We start from the raw sequence: 16341 nt of genomic DNA, 5'->3' as shown, positions 1-16341 counted from the left end.
CCGCCGGCGATGTCGGAAATACGTTGGCCTATTCAGGCTTGGGTGTCTGAAACTCAAAGGCATCCGAGAAATAGCGATCCTCTCTCAGGCCATGCGGTTTGAGGGCATCAAGGGCAGCATGCACCATTACCGGCGGACCACAGGCATACACATCAAAGCCCGCCAGCCCTGCAGGAAAATCCTCGATCACGGCATTGTGCACATAACCCGTACGCATTCCCTCAGCAGGGGCGCTGCCGTTGGCTGACGCGGCCTCGGGCTCGGAAAAGACCGGCACAAAATGAAACTGTGGCAGGTGCCTGGCCCACTTGCGTGGCAGCGCCTCAAGATAGAGGTCTTTGTGGGCACGCACCCCCCAGTACAGATACATGGGCTGGTTCAGACCCTCGGCCAGGGCGTGTTCGATAATGCCCTTGATCGGCGCGAAACCGGTACCGCCGGCGATGAAGATAAGCGGACGCTGGGCCTCTTCGCGCAGAAAGAAACTGCCATGCGGACCCTCAATACGCAGGATATCCTTCTCGTGTAGTTCATCCATCACATAGCCGGTGAAATTCCCGCCCTCCACGTGCCGAATGTGCAGCTCGAACAGCGCATCATCGTGAGGGGCATTGGCGAGCGAAAAGCTGCGTCGGCGGCCATCGGGTAACAGGATGTCGATATACTGCCCGGCGCGAAATTGCAGTCGCTCGGTGTCGGGAAGTTTCAGGTACAGCCGCACCACATCATGCGAAAGAAATTCCTTTTTCTGCACCTTGGTGGGCAGGATTTTGACGGGCAGGTTGTCGGCCGCGCCGATCTCCTTGATCTCTACGCTCAGGTCCGACATTGCGCGGGCCTGACAAAACAGCGCCAGGCCCCGGCTGATATCCTCGTCGCTGAGGGCGGGTGGGCGTTTCGTGCCATAATCCACCGTGCCGCTGAGCAGCCTGCCCTTACAGGCGCCGCAGCCACCACCGCGACAACCGTAGGGAAAGGCATAACCGTGTCGCAGTGCTGCATCTAGAATGGGTTCGTCGGATTCAACGATAAAGCTGTGGCCGCTGGGCTCAATTCGAACTGTAAAACTCATGAACATCCCGGAATTGTATAAAAGGTCAGCGATTATGCGTGAAACACGGGGCGTAAACCACCTATGAAAACTGTGCTTATTGTGGGCTGTGGCGATATCGGCGAGCGTATCGCCGGATTATACCGGCAGAAAAACGTATCGGTGGTGGGACTGGTGCGCAGCGCGGAGAGCGTGCACCGATTGCAGCAGGCGGGGATCACACCGCTACAGGCCGATCTCGGCCAACGGTCCGGTCTGGCTACACAACCGGCGTTACCCACGGCGGAGGCCACGGTGTTTTATCTGGCCCCACCGCCGAATGAGGGGGATACCGATCCGCTGTTGCGCCAGTTTCTGGCGGGTATTGCAGCGAATGCCCTGCCGGAAAAACTGGTGCTGCTCAGTACCACCGCCGTATATGGCGACTGCCAGGGTGATTGGATCAACGAGTCGCATCCGGTCAACCCGCAAACCGCACGGGGCCGGCGCCGGCTGGATGCGGAACAGCTTGCGGGTGAATGGTCACAACAGACCGGGGTGCCGGTGGTCATCCTGCGGGTCGGCGGCATCTACGGCCCCGGCCGCCTGCCCATCGAGCGTATCAGACAGGGCCTGCCTATTCTGAACGAGGCGGAGTCTCCCTATACCAATCGCATCCATCAGGATGACCTGGCCCGGATCTGCGTGGCGGCCGCCGAGCGCGGTACTGCGGGTGAGGTATACAACGTCGCCGATGGTCAACCCGGCACCATGTCGGCCTATTTCAAGGCGATCGCCCGGGCCCATGGTCTGCCGCTGCCGCCGGAGGTAAGTTTGGCCGAGGCGGAAAAGGTGATGAGTGCGGGGATGTTGTCCTATCTGCAGGAATCACGCCGGCTGGATAACCATAAGTTGCTGGCTGAGTTGGGAGTGGAGTTGCGCTATCCGAACCTGACAGCGGGCCTGGCTGAATGTTCTGATGTAGTGGTGCACACTTAAGCACACGCTACGTTATCCACAGCTAATCACGCGGCGCTGGATAAGCGCTATGCCCCGGCTAACGGGGCACCATGACACGGTCCAGACATTCGCCTATTTTAGGTTATGGGCTGTAGGTGCGGGTGTTAGGTTGCGGGCGATGGCGTCGATCAACTGCCGGGCCAGGCTGGTCTTGGATGCCGTGGCAAGCTGCTGCAGGCTATCCGCCGTGATGATCAGCAGGGCGTTGTCGTCGCTTTCAAAGCCCATATTCTCAGCCACCAGATTGGCGGCAATCATGTCGAGATTTTTTCTTTGTAGTTTTTCCCGTGCGTGTTGTTCGAGGTTCTCTGTCTCGGCAGCGAAGCCGACGGTATAGGGGCCGTGTTTTAGTGCGGCGACCTCGGCGAGGATGTCGGGATTGCGTTGCAGTTGCAGGTTGATACTGTCCGCGTCTTTTTTGATTTTGTGGCCAACGACCTGCACGGGTCGATAGTCGGCCACTGCGGCGGCGCTGATGAAGATGTCGCTGTGTTTAGCTTGCTGCATGACGGCATCAAACATTTGCTGCGCGCTACGCACGTCGATACGCCTGACCCGCGGCGGTGTGGCCAGCGCGCTGGGTCCGCTGATCAGGGTCACCGTGGCGCCGGCCTCGGCAGCGGCCTGGGCGATGGCGTAGCCCATCTTGCCGGAGCTGCGATTGCTGAGATAACGCACAGGATCGATGGCCTCCTGGGTAGGGCCGGCGGTGATGAGCACGGTGCGACCGGCAAGCGACCCGCTCTCAAACAAACCCGCGGTTAGGTTGGCCAGGGGTTCCGCCTCCAGCATGCGGCCGGGGCCGACCTCGCCACAGGCCTGATCGCCGCTGTCGGGACCGAACTGGTGTATGCCCCGCTCGCCGAGCTGGCGCAGGTTTTGCTGGGTAGCGGGATTGGCCCACATCTGCTGATTCATGGCGGGGGCGATGGCGATGGGTGCCGCCGTGGCCAGACAGAGGGCGCTGAGCAGATCGTCGGCGCGACCCTGGGCCAGGCGGGCGATGAAATTGGCGCTGGCCGGGGCGATGACCACCGCGTCGGCCCAGCGCGCCAGTTCGATATGGCCCATGGCGGCCTCGGCCCCGGTGTCGAGCAGGGCCGTGTGTACCGGGTTGCCCGACAGGGCCTGAAAGGTCAGCGGGGTAACGAATTCGGCGCCGCCCTCGGTGAGCACCACGCGCACCTCGGCCTGCGCCGCCCTGAGTTGGCGCACCAGCTCGGCGGCCTTGTAGGCGGCGATGGAGCCGCTAACGCCGAGTAGGATGTGCTTGTTGCTGAGGCTGTTCATCGGAGTGTGTGCATAGTGCCTGGACTGGCAGGGAGACCCTGATATTTTAGAGGGGCCTATTTTATACGAATTGGCGGATAATATCTGAATCCGCGGTTAAGCCACGGATTCAGGGATTCAGGTATAAAGATAAAAGCACAAGGAGCGTGTAATGCCGATTACCGACTGGCCCCTGCAGGAACGTCCACGGGAGAAGCTGTTGCAGCGCGGCGCGGCGTCGCTGTCGGACGCGGAGTTACTGGCGATATTCCTGCGCACCGGGGTGCCGGGAAAAACCGCGGTCGATCTGGCGCGTGATCTGCTGACCCGGTTTGGCAGTCTGCGGGCACTGCTGAATGCCGACCTGAAACAGTTTTGCGAGGGTGAGGGGCTGGGCCAGGCGAAGTACGCCCAGCTACAGGCGACCGTGGAAATGGCGCGCCGGCACTTTTCAGAAATCCTGCAGCGGGGCAGCGCCCTGGAAAATCCGGCACAGACCCGGGACTATCTGATGGCGCGCCTGCGGGACTATTCCTTTGAGGTGTTTTCCTGTCTGTATCTCGACAACCGGCATCGGGTGATCCAGTTTGAAGAGCTGTTTCGGGGCACCATCAATGGCGCCAGTGTGCATCCACGGGAGGTGGTGAAAAAGGCCCTGGGGCACAATGCCGCGGCGGTGATCTTTGCCCACAACCATCCCTCCGGGGTGGCGGAGCCCAGCGCCGCCGACCGGGAGATTACCCGGCAGCTAACCGCCGCCCTGGCACTGGTGGATGTGCGGGTGCTGGATCATGTAGTGGTGGGGGATGGGGCGACGGTGTCGTTTGCCGAGCGGGGTCTGATCTGATGCGGGACGCAACGGGTTCAGGAATCTTGTTTGCCCAGGGCGTGATCCAGCGCATCCAGCGTCTGCATTAATTCATCGGGTTCAGTGTCGACCTTTTCTGGTTTTTGCGGCGGCGTAATCTCATCGGAAATCCAGCGGAAGGTGATGAGGCTGATGTTGTCAGCCGCCGGGTAGCTGCGAAATTCGGCCTGGTAGGCAATGCGCTCTACTGCCTGATCCAGGGTGTTCTGGCTCAGGGTATCGGCGAGACTGTCCTCGGTTAATGGCCCCCACAGACCATCACTGCACAACAGGATCATGTCGTATTTTTCCAGCGGAATCTTTTCGCTGACGGTGGGAATCGGGGGGTGTTTCTGATAGCCCACACAGCGAGTGACCAGATGGCGCTGGGGATGATTGTCCAGTTCCTCGACGCTGAGTTTACCCTTGCGACGCATCTCCTCGATCCGGGAATGATCGGTGGTGCGCATGCACGGTTTGCCGCCGCGAAACAGATACAGGCGACTGTCGCCGACATGCGCCCACCAGGCGCAGCCATTCTGGATGAGACACACAACACAGGTAGTACGAGGTTCGATGGGCGGGTACTGCTCATTGCCTGCACGCAGCACAGCGAGGTGAGCATCCGCGATAAGTTCCTTGAGATAGGCGCCAGGATCATCCACCGGTAAGGTAGAACGCTGAAATTGGCGCAACATACGATTGACCAGCGACCTGGAGGCAATCTGGCCGCCGCGATAGCCGCCCATGCCATCCGCAAGCACCAGCAACACGGCATTGTCGTGTTCGACAACACCGATACGGTCTTCGTTGACAACACGATTACCGAGGCGAGTGGTCTTGCTGAGTTGATACTTCATGTTATAGGGGCCGGGTCAGGGTATGCACGATCTTGTCCAGCAGGTTGTCTTCGGCGGCATCTTCCCGCTGCAGGACGGCCAGAAATTCATCGACCGTTTGTGGCCGCAACAGGGGATCCATCTCCATCGCCCAATCCAGCGCCTCCAGCAAGGAGGCCGAATAGCGCCGTTTAAAGGCGGACTTGGCGGAGCGTAATTTGTCCTTTTCATTGCGGGTCTTGGCGGACGGGGGTGCGCAGCCCTCGATGCAGGCCCGCATGGTGGCGCCAATCGCGTAGATGTCGGTCCAGGGGCCGATGTAGCCGCCAAGATTGTATTGCTCCATCGGCGAAAATCCGGCGGTGACCACCTGGCTGACTTGTAATTTACGGCTGGTGTTGCGCGGATGCACCGCGCCAAAATCGAGCAGCAGCGGAATGCCGCCGGGACAGAGATGGATATTGCCGGGTTTGATGTCCAGATGCAGAAAACCCGTCTCATGCACCAGCCGCAGACCGTCAAGCAGGGGCGGAAAGATCGTTTTTAAAAAGGTCTCGCTGAGATTACCGTCGCGGCTCTTGATGTAACCCTGCAGGTTCTTGCCTGGGCGATATTCCATCACCATATAAACGGTGCCATTGGCGCGGAAGAAATTCAGCACCCGCACAATATTGGGATGTTTGAGCTTGATCAGCGCCGCGGCTTCTTGCAGAAACAGGCGCATGCCCTCATTGTGGTGTTCCTGCTGCTGACCGCCCTGCGGCATGACGAAACCATCGGGCAGTCGCTGGGCCAGCTTGTTGGGCATGTATTCCTTGATCACCACCCGCAGCTCGGCGTGCAGATCGGTGGCGAGGTAGACAATGCCAAACCCGCCCGCATTCAGGGTCTGGTCGATCCGGTAGTGTTCCAGTTCAGTGCCGGCGGGGAGGACAATGTCGGATTGAGTCATAAATAGGAGAGCCGGGCTTTTGTAAATGGAACCTACATTTAGTTGCGGTTAAACTGCACCATCCTTTGACGGGTTGGTGTAATTTTTGGAGCACTTTTTTGGAGCACTAACGATGATACGCAGCATGACAGCCTTTTCCCGCCAGGAGGGTGACACCGAAAATGGGCAACTTGCATGGGAATTAAGATCGGTCAATCACCGATTTTCTGAAGTCAGCCTGCGGTTACCGGAGGAGTGCCGGTTTCTGGAGCCGACGATTCGCGAGCAGATCGCCAAACGGATAAACCGCGGCAAGATCGATGCGACCCTACGCTATCAGACGGCGGTGGCGGATCAGCAGCCGCTGGAGCTGGATCGGGCGCTGGTGGAACGGGTCGCCCACGCCACCCGTGAAATTGATCAAATTTTATACAATGCGGCCCCGATCAGCGCCCTGGAAGTCCTGCGCTGGCCGGGCGTGCTCAAGGCCCCGGAAAAGGGCCCCGAGCGGCTGGCGGCGGATGCCCTGGCCCTGCTGGATCTGGCGTTGACCGAGCTGCTCGACACCCGGGCGCGGGAGGGGGAAAAGCTCCAGGCGGTGATCGCGGCGCGCTGTGACGCCATCGACGAGCAGGTAAAAGTGGTCGAATCGCGCCTGCCGGAGATCCAGCAGGCCGCGCGCGCCCGGTTGGAACGGCGGCTGGCGGAGATCGCCGGCGAGCTGGACCCGGCGCGGCTAGAGCAGGAGATCGTCCTGCTGGCCAACAAATCGGATGTGGACGAGGAGATTGAGCGCCTCAAGGCCCATGTGGAGGAGGTCCGGCGGGTAATGACGCAGGACGAGCCCGTGGGTCGACGGCTGGATTTTCTGATGCAGGAGCTCAATCGTGAGGCCAATACCCTGGGTTCGAAATCGGTACACACCGATACCACCCGGGTGTCGGTGGAGCTAAAGGTACTGATTGAGCAGATGCGCGAACAGATCCAGAATATTGAGTGAGCGCAGCCTGGGCTGGTTCGGCACACTTAACGACATTTAACGGTATTTAGGAGTGCAATAATGTCTTTTAACGGCAATATTGATCATGAGCGGAACGGCGGAGGGTCGGTTGATGAGTCAGGGCGATAAGGCCGAGGGCACGCTGTACATCGTTTCCGCCCCCTCCGGGGCCGGGAAAACCAGCCTGTTAAGGGTCCTGCTGGAGAATGCGCAGGGCATCGGCCTGTCCATCTCCCACACCACCAGGGCCCGGCGGCCCGGCGAGGAGGACGGCGTCCATTACCATTATGTGGATGAGCCGACTTTCACCAAAATGGTCGGGGACGGGGCCTTTCTGGAGCACGCGAAGGTCTTCGACAACTATTACGGGACCTCACAGGCCGCCGTGCTGGCGCAGCTGGCATCGGGCCAGGACGTGATTCTGGAGATTGACTGGCAGGGTGCCCAGCAGGTGCGCCGGCATTTCCCGCAGGCGGTGGGGGTCTTCATTCTGCCACCCAGCAAGCAGGCCCTGCGGGAGCGGCTTACCGACCGCGGACAGGACGACACGACGATCATCGACCGTCGCATGCGCGATGCGGAGGCCGAGATGTCCCATTATCCCGAGTTCGACTATATCGTGGTGAATGACGATTTCCAGACGGCGCTGCACGACCTGCGTTCGATCATCGCCAGTCAGCGCCTGGCCATCCGCCGCCAGGCCGTGAGCCTGCAGGGGCTGTTAAGGGAGCTGCTGGACTGAGGTGCGCAGCAAAATCGCCGATCTACCGCGGCAGGATTTTTTAAGATTTTTAAGGGCTTACCGGCGTTTTTTCTGGCCTTTTCGGGCATGATTCTGTAGACTTTTTGGCCCCTGTGGTCATCCGTATCGGTCGGGCCACAGCCTCATACTAGTAGACAGCATTGTAGTGAAATCACTGGGAGTTTGGCGTCATGGCACGAGTTACCGTAGAAGATTGTTTGGAAAATGTAGAGAGCCGTTTCGAGCTGGTGTTGCTGGCGAGTAAGCGCGCCCGCCAGTTGGCCGCCGGCAAAGAGCCCCTGGTCAACTGGGAAAATGACAAGCCCACCGTGGTTGCTCTGCGTGAGATTGGTGAAGGCAAGATCACCAGCAAAATCCTGCAAGACATGGCCAGCGAAGAAAAGCGGGCGCGGGCGGTTGCCGAGGTTGAGGCGGCGTTCGAGACCCCTGAGTTGACCGACGAAGAGTAGACCGTACTACCCCGTTTCATGTTAGCGGCAGGCATTGGTGATAGGCCCGGTTCGTAACGTCGTAATGTAATCTTTGATCACTCCGCTTCGCATGAGGCTAACCGTGAAATTGTGAGGGCCCGGTGTTTTTAATCCATGATCTGTGTACTCTGCTCGAAGGGTATCTTGAACCGGATCAGGTTAAAGAAGTCTACCGGGCCTATCTTTTCGGCGCTGAGGCGCACGAAGGCCAGCATCGCCTGACGGGCGAGCCCTACATCTATCACCCCCTGGCAGTGGCCAAAATCCTGGCCGAAATGCGGATGGACTACAACACCATCATCGCCGCCCTTCTGCATGACGTTATTGAAGACACCACCACCGCACGCGAGCAACTGGCCAGCGAGTTCGGTGAAGAGGTTGCCACCCTGGTGGACGGCGTCACCAAACTCACCCAGGTTGAATTTGGCAGCAAGGCAGAAGCCCAGGCAGAAAATTTCCGCAAGATGATTCTCGCCATGGTGAAGGATATTCGTATCATCCTCATCAAGCTGGCGGACCGACTCCACAACATGCGCACACTGGGTGTGATGCGGCCGGATAAAAAACGGCGCATAGCGCGTGAGACGCTGGAAATCTTTGCGCCCATTGCCAACCGGCTGGGCATGAAGAACATCTGTCTCGAGTTAGAGGATTTATGCTTCAGGGCAATCTATCCGCTGCGCTATCAGGTTCTGGAAAAGGCGGTAAAACAGTCGCGCGGCAACCGAAAAGAGATCATCGATAAGATTCGCGTCTCACTGGAAGAGCGGCTGCACAGCGAGGGCATGGATTTTCAGGTCGAGGGAAGGGAAAAACATCTTTACAGCATTTATCAAAAGATGCGCAACAAGGGCCTGAGCTTTAACGAGGTGTTTGACGTGTTCGCCTTCAGGCTGGTGGTCGATAAGGTGGACACCTGCTATCGGGTCCTGGGTATCGTGCACAATCTCTATAAACCGGTGCCGGGCCGCTTCAAGGATTACATCGCCATACCCAAGGCCAATGGCTATCAGTCGCTGCACACGATTCTGTTCAGCCCCTACGGGATTCCCATCGAGGTGCAAATTCGCACGCAGGATATGCAGCGGGTGGCCGAGGCGGGCATCGCCGCGCACTGGATGTACAAGACCGGCGATGCAACCCCGGGCCATGCCACGGAATGGCTCAAGGGCCTGCTGGAGTTGCAGCAGAATGCAGGCAATTCCGAAGAGTTTCTCGAAAACGTAAAGATCGATCTGTTCCCGGATGCGGTGTACGTGTTCACCCCGGCCGGCGATATTATGACCCTGCCGCGTGGCGCCACGGCGCTGGATTTTGCCTATGCGGTGCATACCGACATCGGTAACTCTTGCGTGTCGATCATGATCAATCGGCGTCTGGCGCCATTGCGCAATGTGCTGCATAACGGTGAAACGGTGGAGGTAATCACCGCGCCGGGCGCCAAACCCAATCCGGTGTGGCTGGATTTTGTGGTCACCGGAAAGGCGCGGGCGAATATACGTCACTTCCTCAAACATCTGCATCAGGATGAGGCCATCGGCCTGGGTCAGCGCATGCTGGACAAGGCCCTGGCAGCAAATGATATGTCGTGGGACAAGGTGCCGCCCGAGAGGGTCGGCCAATTGCTCGAGCAGCTGAATGTGAAATCACGCGAGGCGCTGTATCAGGACATCAGTTTGGGTAATCGCGTAGCGTCACTGGTGGCGCGGCAGATTGCGGATATCAGTCTGGGCATCAGCGGTCAGGCGAAACAAGGCGCGGGCATGAAGGGCATGTTTAATCGTTATGCCCCAGGCTGGCTCAAATCCAATTCCGCTCGTCAGGGCAGCAAGCCCTTAGCGATCCGCGGCACCGAAGGCTCGGTCGTGACCTTTGCCAAATGTTGTCACCCCATTCCGGGCGATCCGATTCTGGGTTTTGTCAGTGCGGGGCGCGGGATAGTAATCCACTTGCGAGGTTGCAAGAATATCCGGGAATTTCAGAATAACCCGGAACGCTGGGTGGATCTGCAATGGGAGGAAAATGTCGAGGGCACCTATCCGGTCGAGATCCGCGTGGATACCCAAAACCAGCGGGGCGTGCTGGCGACCGTGGCGGCGGTGATCTCAGATCTGGAAGCCAATATTGAGAACGTCTCCATCGACGAACGCGATGGCCGCTTTTCGTCATTGCTGTTCACGATATCGGTGAGAGACCGTGTACACCTCGCCAACATCATCCGCCGTGTACGAGCGATCGATAGCGTCGTCCGCATTGCCCGTTCAAAATAACCAGAACACATTTCGATATTGATTGAGGGAAAGTCATGAATACAGCCACCGCGCAGACCGATAAAAAACGCACCGTGATTCAGACCGATGCCGCGCCCGCGGCGATTGGCACCTATTCACAGGCAATAAAAGTAGGCGATACGGTCTATCTTTCCGGACAGATTCCATTGCGAGCAGACACCATGGAAGTGGTGGAGGGTGACATGGCGGCGCAGGTCCGCCAGGTGTTTGATAATCTACAGGCCGTGGCGCGCGCGGCAGGCGGCGACCTGGCGGATATAGTGAAGCTGAATATCTTCCTGACCGACCTGTCGCACTTCGCCCTGGTGAACGAAGTCATGGCGGATTATTTCCAGCCGCCCTATCCGGCTCGCGCCGCCGTGGGTGTCGCGAGCCTGCCCAAAAACGTGCCGGTGGAAATGGACGCTATCATGGTGCTGGGCGGCTAGCCACGCCGTGAACAAACGGACAGGCCCTCAGTTTTTCGCGGCGCCCTGATCGATCCACTGGCGCAGGGTTTTAATCTCAGCGGCCGATAGGGATGGCCGCTCACCGTGCGGCATCTTGATGGATGGGTCGGCGCGGCCCTCAACCAGTATGATCAAGGTGCTGGAAAGGCTGTCCCCGGCCTTTATGACAGGCCCGAATCGGGTGCCCTTCATCAGGGATTCATAGCTGGACATATCAAGCCCCGAGGCCAGCTGCCCCGGAGCATCCGGCAGGTGACATTCCAGACAGTGTTTTTCGAGGACAGGCACAATGTCTGTGGAGTAACTAACCTTGGGCTGCGTCTTATCACCGCCATCACAACCCGCCACGAGCAGCGTTGCAATACATGCTAACAGGGAATAGACGATCGTCAGGCTGCGGTTTTGCATGGCATTTTCCTTGGTTCAATTTAGAGTCATACAAGCGTCATACACAATGAATATGATCCGCCACGAGATTGACGTGGGCCACTTGCGGGCTGTTCTGTTGATGCTGCAAATATCTGGTAAAGATGCGACAAAACATTTTCACTTAAGAGTAGCATTTCTTTCGACACATACTACACTAAATATTAGCGCAGGCTAATATACATGAGCGTAAAGATCAGGTAACAAAAGTGGTGCAGCCTGGGCTTGTACTGATGGTCGGGAAAAGCCGGTATCTGACACACCCCATCGGGGGAGCAAGGCAGGGGAATAAAAATAATCTCTATGGGCAGAAGCCAATTTAACGACGCCGCCGGTTACCCTGCCTGGTAGCAGAGGCGCCAAAGAGTGGCATGAACCGAATAGACTATACTTTCTGGAAAAAAGGCCGGTCGCCAAAAACTGAAAATAACGAGCTGATAACAAGCTAGTTTGAGTTATTACTGACGGCCTCAAGCCAGAACACATCCGCTGATGAATAACAGGAGAACAAAATGAATAAACAGCACTGTATGCACTTCAGCGCACTGCCAATGGGCATGAAAGTGCTGTATACAGGCACCCTGGTGGTACTGGGTATTGGTTATCTGTTTGCCATGATCCATATCTTTTCCTCGCATGCCGGGCGGGATGGAAATCCCGCCTTGTCGGTAGATGATCTGATCATCGCCTACAGCGGCAGTAAATCGGACACACGTCTCGAGGCCGCGTTAAAGGGGCCGATGGCCAATATGCTGCCGGGAGAAGAGCGGAACCAGATCATCGCCTGGGTACGTTCGGGCGCGGAGCAGGCAACCTATGCCAGCAGTGGTGCAGAGCAAATCATCGAAAAGCGCTGTCTCACCTGCCATAACGGGTCGAATCCACATATCCCGAGCTTCAAGGAGTTTGAGGGGCTGAAAGCGACGGCGGAGCTGGATACCGGTATGGATATCTTTACCCTGGTGCGCGTCTCCCACATACACCTGTTTGGCATCACCTTTATCTTTTTTATTGTCAGCACCATATTTTGCCATGCCTACATCAAACCCCTGTGGCTCAAGTGCATCATCATCATCGTGCCATTTATCGCGATTATCCTCGACATCGGTTCCTGGTATCTCACCAAACTGTATTCGCCATTCGCCTGGGTAGTAATGGGAAGCGGGGCGCTGATGGGCGTGGCATTCGCGATTCAATGGCTGGTATCGGTATACCAGATGTGGTTTTACCGCCTGCCAAAAGAGATTCAGGATAAGGGTAGCGTCGTCTCTTAAGTCCTGATAATGGAGTGCCCAGAAACGGTCCGTTGTGACTATAAAAGGAGAGTAAAAATGAAAAAAACAATCGTAGTGTTGATGTCGGCAGCAGCAATGTGTTTTGCCATCAGTGCCCAGGCCGGTGATGCCGCCGCGGGCGAGGCAAAGAGTGCCAATTGTACGGGTTGCCATGGGAAGAACGGTAAAAGCAATAATCCGAATTATCCCAATCTGGCCGGACAAAAAGAGGCCTATCTGATCAAGGCGACCAAGGCCTATCGTGATGGTGAGCGTAAAGACCCCATGATGAGTTCCATGGTGAGCGGTTTAAGCGACGCCGATATCGAGGATCTGGCCGCATTCTATTCCAGTGTGAAATAGTCAGGCCAATGGTGGGTCGGCAATCGACCCACCATTTTTGCGACTAAAGGTTTGGTGAAGTCAGATTCCAGGTCCACCACCAGTTCTCTTCTTTGGATACGCGTCCTATCAGTTCTTCCATGGATAGTTGTTCCGCTTCCTGTTGATTAGTCATAACTCTTCATACGCTAATCGTAACCAGAGTTTATTTGCTACGGCACATTCCCTTTGTTGTGAGTCATAATTTCGAAGTTGAGAGATGCTCCGCCATTAAGCGAAGCTTGCTGGCTGGGGGAGCGTCCGAGTTGAGCGCCGGGATAGGTACAAGAGCGGCAAAAATAAGGCGGTGAGCCAGAGGGAGCCCGGTTCAGGGACGGCATATTTTCCTTCGGTTCCGGCGATCTTGGCCCCGGCATTATCGGTTTGGTACCAGTTAACTGTGTACTTTCCGTCTAGATATTCATCTAGGACGTATAGCCCTGCACTAAATGTTTCATTTTGGCTACGCGTCCAGTCGGTTGTATAGCCCAGTAGATCTTTCGTGATTGTGACGTAAGGTAATCCTTGATTTGGATCATCAGTTACCTTCCATGCGTACGCATGTACTCTGCTCGAGTCTTCTAAGAAAACGTGAAAGTCATGGGAATCAATTGTTTCCCATTTGAACAATATGAGGTCGGTCCATCCATCATAGCTTTCTCCTTTCTTGATTGTTGGCTGAATCGGTACTGCTGACGCAGAAAACGATGTAAGACAGGTAACGGCAAGAATCAGTATAAATGGGCTCTTTAGCTTCATGTGTTTCTCCTTAATTGTGTGCCTAACACCAAGCCCAGCCATGGAGGCGCATAAGCGCTGACGTCGGCTGAAGCGCAGTGTTGGGCGGCTGCTGCGTAGGTCAGTGGTTTTTGCTGCCAAAAAGCAGGAGCACACCGCCAATCGCTATCGCCCCCACGCCAGTCCAGACTGGAACATTGACCGTCTGCTTGTCCTTTACCGACAGCTCAATCGGTCCCAGCTTGGCATCATGGGTCTCCTTCGTGTAGGTAAAACTTCCATACACCAATCCCAGGACGCCGGCCACGATCAACACGAGTGCCGCAATTTTGACTGCATTCATTTCGTCTACTCCTATTTAATGAACCCTTGAACACCTAGCACGGGCAGTGCGCCTGGAATTGACTATTAAATCCGGGGCCGCAAACAACCAAACCGCTCTGCCTAGCGCCCCGCTAAATAGAAACACGCCAACATCGTTACAGGCGTTGGCCACGACTGACACGAATCAGTATCACCACAACCGCGATGACCAAGAGGACATGAATGAATCCGCCCATGGTGTACGAGGTGACAAAACCCAGTAGCCAGAGGACAACCAGAATGATTGCAATGGTCTCAAGCATTTTGCTTCTCCTTTCTTTGCCTGAACTTGGCGAATTGCTGATCTGGCAGTCACTGCCGGCCAACATTGAAGCTGAGCCACGCCAGCATGCAGGCGTCAGCTCAAGCGCATTGCTGCTTCGCAGATGACAGACGATTGAGGAACCGCATAGTAAGCATGGCACAGGAGGCGCTATATGCCTGTTGAAAAGAAAGTTCAAATCCAGTGAAAAACAAGCGTTTAAGCGTAGTCCGCACTCATGGAGTGCTGAAGGCTCGGTAAAACACCCCAGGGATCTAGGGAGAACTCCCGCTCATGTGCTTGTGCGTTGCTGATAGGCCTAACGTAATGGCACCTGTCAGCCTCTACCTGATTGGCTATGCCTGCACCAGGCGCCCTCTTGATCCGGTCATCGAAGGTGCAGGGCGGTTTGCCGATGGCCTCTCAGGCAGCAGAAACTCGAAAGACTCCGCCTTCAACAGCTCATCCAGAAGTCTAGCGAGGAACGACCATTAATAATGGCATCGCCACGAACCTGTTAAAGGGCTCTGAGCTTCCCCCAATAAAACGGACGGTTTAATTACTCTCGTATCGTGCTTCGAATTCCACCGGTGTCATGTAGTCTATCGAAGCATGACGACGTTGCCGATTATAAAACACCTCTATGTATTCAAAGATACTTTGCCTGGCCTCATTTCGGCTATGGTAATCCTCGTGATACACCAGCTCGTTCTTTAGCGTACCGAAGAAGCTTTCGGCCACCGCGTTGTCGAGGCACTCGCCCTTGCGGCTCATGCTGCAACGCAATTGGCTATCACGCAGCTGTTGCCGGTACGCACCCGAGGCATAGGTGCTGCCTTGATCGGAATGGACGATGATGTCACGCACTTGCCCACGGCGCCAGATGGCCATCGTCAGGGCCTCTTGCACCAGCTCAGTGTTGTTCCGATTCCCCATGGACCAACCGATCACCTGACGAGAGAAGAGCTCTAGAATCACGGCGAGATACAGCCATCCCTCGCGGGTGGGGATGAACGTGGTATCGGAGACCCAAGCGGTGTCCGGCCGTTTGACGATAAACTGTCGCTGTAGCAGATCAGGTGCGGGCTGCGCGGTGTTCTTCGAATCAGTGGTAATGACAAATCTGCGCGCCATCTTTGATTGAATGGCCGCCTCTTTCATCAGGCGCGCTACCCGGTTAACACCACAGGCCTCGCCTTCCGTGACCAGGTCTTTGTGGATCTTCGGTGAGCCGTAGATTCCTCGCGATTGCCGGTGGTGTTGTTTGATCTTATCGGTCAGCTTGCGGTTTTCACGGCATCGTGCGCTCTCGGGTCGATCCAGCCAGTCATGGTAGCCGCTACGAGAGACGTCCAGCACTGCACACAGCCTCGCCAAAGGGTACTGGTGATGATGTTCCCGGATAAAGGCGTACTTCACTTGAGTTCCTTCGCAAAGTACGCCGCGGCTTTTTTTAGGATTTCGTTTTCCTCCCGAAGCCGTTTCAACTCCTGCCTCAAGGTGGCCATTTCGCTCTGGTCTTCCTTCTTCGGCCGCCCGCGTTTAGCGGTGGGCACTTTGCCTTGTTTGGTCATCTGCTCCTTCCACTTGTAAAGCTGATTTCTACGGATGCCAAGTTGCCTGGCAATCTCACTGGCAGGTCTGTCGGATTCCTCCAACAGGCGCAAGGCTTCAAGCTTAAAGGCTTCGGGATAGGTTTTATAGGGTCTGCGTTGTGATGTCATGAGACACTCCTTTGAGAGACGATTGCCTCTGATTAAAAGTGTCCGTTAAACTGGGGGAGGTTCACTCTGACCCCTTTAACGGAACCTGTTAAAGGGCTCTGACCCCTTTAACGCTGACCCCTTTAACGCTAAATCTATGGTAAACAATATACCTATTAAAAGATAAGATAATATCGCACCTCCAATAAAACCTATGCTGTATTGATTTTCACTGCTGTCCCGTTAAGAAGTAAGAAAGAAGGCCTGAAACCCAACTTGTTTTGA

General features: G+C 56.3%; 18 protein-coding genes and 1 pseudogene. 9 read left to right on the top strand and 10 right to left on the bottom strand.

Annotated features, from left to right (window positions below; all coding sequences use genetic code 11):
- Positions 1 to 28: 28 nt before the first annotated feature.
- Positions 29 to 1072, bottom strand: coding sequence for a CDP-6-deoxy-delta-3,4-glucoseen reductase (locus RRB22_12445; protein ID MDT8385214.1), 1044 nt, complete (start codon positions 1070 to 1072; stop codon positions 29 to 31).
- 63 nt (positions 1073 to 1135) lie between these two features.
- On the opposite strand from RRB22_12445, the gene RRB22_12440 reads away from it, so the two are divergent.
- Positions 1136 to 2029 (top strand): SDR family oxidoreductase, encoded by an 894-nt coding sequence (locus RRB22_12440; GenBank protein MDT8385213.1) that lies wholly within the window; start codon positions 1136 to 1138, stop codon positions 2027 to 2029.
- 93 nt (positions 2030 to 2122) lie between these two features.
- Here the strand turns inward: RRB22_12440 and coaBC are convergent, their stop codons facing one another.
- Positions 2123 to 3340 carry a bifunctional phosphopantothenoylcysteine decarboxylase/phosphopantothenate--cysteine ligase CoaBC gene (gene coaBC / locus RRB22_12435; GenBank protein ID MDT8385212.1) on the bottom strand — a complete coding sequence of 406 codons (1218 nt, stop codon included), beginning with the start codon at positions 3338 to 3340 and terminating at the stop codon, positions 2123 to 2125.
- Between the two features lie 151 nt (positions 3341 to 3491).
- On the opposite strand from coaBC, the gene radC reads away from it, so the two are divergent.
- Positions 3492 to 4166: a DNA repair protein RadC gene (gene radC, locus RRB22_12430; GenBank protein MDT8385211.1), complete on the top strand. Its 675-nt coding sequence runs from the start codon at positions 3492 to 3494 to the stop codon at positions 4164 to 4166.
- 17 nt (positions 4167 to 4183) lie between these two features.
- Here the strand turns inward: radC and RRB22_12425 are convergent, their stop codons facing one another.
- Entirely contained in the window at positions 4184 to 5026 is an 843-nt protein-coding gene (locus tag RRB22_12425; GenBank protein MDT8385210.1) for a protein phosphatase 2C domain-containing protein, read from the bottom strand.
- A gap of 1 nt (position 5027) precedes the next feature.
- Complete coding sequence (locus tag RRB22_12420; protein ID MDT8385209.1) at positions 5028 to 5957, bottom strand: serine/threonine-protein kinase; 930 nt, start codon at positions 5955 to 5957, stop codon at positions 5028 to 5030.
- Positions 5958 to 6081: 124 nt separating this feature from the next.
- On the opposite strand from RRB22_12420, the gene RRB22_12415 reads away from it, so the two are divergent.
- The 5 genes from RRB22_12415 to RRB22_12395 all read left to right on the top strand — a co-directional run bounded on the left by RRB22_12415 (position 6082) and on the right by RRB22_12395 (position 10888).
- Positions 6082 to 6936: a YicC/YloC family endoribonuclease gene (locus RRB22_12415; GenBank protein ID MDT8385208.1), complete on the top strand. Its 855-nt coding sequence runs from the start codon at positions 6082 to 6084 to the stop codon at positions 6934 to 6936.
- An 85-nt stretch (positions 6937 to 7021) separates the two neighbouring features.
- Positions 7022 to 7678, top strand: coding sequence for a guanylate kinase (gene gmk / locus RRB22_12410; protein ID MDT8385207.1), 657 nt, complete (start codon positions 7022 to 7024; stop codon positions 7676 to 7678).
- 191 nt (positions 7679 to 7869) lie between these two features.
- A complete protein-coding gene (rpoZ, locus tag RRB22_12405) occupies positions 7870 to 8148 on the top strand; it encodes a DNA-directed RNA polymerase subunit omega (protein ID MDT8385206.1) in 279 nt (92 codons plus the stop codon).
- A gap of 122 nt (positions 8149 to 8270) precedes the next feature.
- Complete coding sequence (gene spoT, locus RRB22_12400; protein MDT8385205.1) at positions 8271 to 10439, top strand: bifunctional GTP diphosphokinase/guanosine-3',5'-bis pyrophosphate 3'-pyrophosphohydrolase; 2169 nt, start codon at positions 8271 to 8273, stop codon at positions 10437 to 10439.
- A 35-nt stretch (positions 10440 to 10474) separates the two neighbouring features.
- Positions 10475 to 10888 (top strand): RidA family protein, encoded by a 414-nt coding sequence (locus RRB22_12395; GenBank protein MDT8385204.1) that lies wholly within the window; start codon positions 10475 to 10477, stop codon positions 10886 to 10888.
- A 27-nt stretch (positions 10889 to 10915) separates the two neighbouring features.
- Here RRB22_12395 and RRB22_12390 read toward each other — a convergent pair whose 3' ends face one another.
- A complete protein-coding gene (locus RRB22_12390) occupies positions 10916 to 11317 on the bottom strand; it encodes a c-type cytochrome domain-containing protein (protein MDT8385203.1) in 402 nt (133 codons plus the stop codon).
- Positions 11318 to 11847: 530 nt separating this feature from the next.
- Here RRB22_12390 and RRB22_12385 point away from each other — a divergent pair.
- Complete coding sequence (locus RRB22_12385; GenBank protein ID MDT8385202.1) at positions 11848 to 12609, top strand: elongation factor-1 alpha; 762 nt, start codon at positions 11848 to 11850, stop codon at positions 12607 to 12609.
- Positions 12610 to 12666: 57 nt separating this feature from the next.
- Positions 12667 to 12972, top strand: coding sequence for a cytochrome c (locus RRB22_12380; GenBank protein MDT8385201.1), 306 nt, complete (start codon positions 12667 to 12669; stop codon positions 12970 to 12972).
- 249 nt (positions 12973 to 13221) lie between these two features.
- Here RRB22_12380 and RRB22_12375 read toward each other — a convergent pair whose 3' ends face one another.
- From RRB22_12375 to RRB22_12355, 5 genes and pseudogenes are all read right to left on the bottom strand, one after another.
- Positions 13222 to 13749, bottom strand: coding sequence for a hypothetical protein (locus RRB22_12375; GenBank protein MDT8385200.1), 528 nt, complete (start codon positions 13747 to 13749; stop codon positions 13222 to 13224).
- A 100-nt stretch (positions 13750 to 13849) separates the two neighbouring features.
- Positions 13850 to 14071 carry a hypothetical protein gene (locus tag RRB22_12370; GenBank protein ID MDT8385199.1) on the bottom strand — a complete coding sequence of 74 codons (222 nt, stop codon included), beginning with the start codon at positions 14069 to 14071 and terminating at the stop codon, positions 13850 to 13852.
- 136 nt (positions 14072 to 14207) lie between these two features.
- A complete protein-coding gene (locus RRB22_12365; GenBank protein MDT8385198.1) occupies positions 14208 to 14354 on the bottom strand; it encodes a lmo0937 family membrane protein in 147 nt (48 codons plus the stop codon).
- Positions 14355 to 14908: 554 nt separating this feature from the next.
- Positions 14909 to 15808: pseudogene (locus RRB22_12360) on the bottom strand (IS3 family transposase).
- Positions 15769 to 16077: a transposase gene (locus RRB22_12355; protein ID MDT8385197.1), complete on the bottom strand. Its 309-nt coding sequence runs from the start codon at positions 16075 to 16077 to the stop codon at positions 15769 to 15771. Before RRB22_12355 ends, RRB22_12360 begins: the two are co-directional and overlap by 40 nt.
- Positions 16078 to 16341: the final 264 nt, after the last annotated feature.

Source organism: Gammaproteobacteria bacterium (genome assembly GCA_032250735.1).
Classification (GTDB): domain Bacteria; phylum Pseudomonadota; class Gammaproteobacteria; order SZUA-152; family SZUA-152; genus SZUA-152.
Note: the sequence above shows the minus strand (reverse complement) of the source record. Positions and strands in the feature narration are given on the sequence as shown.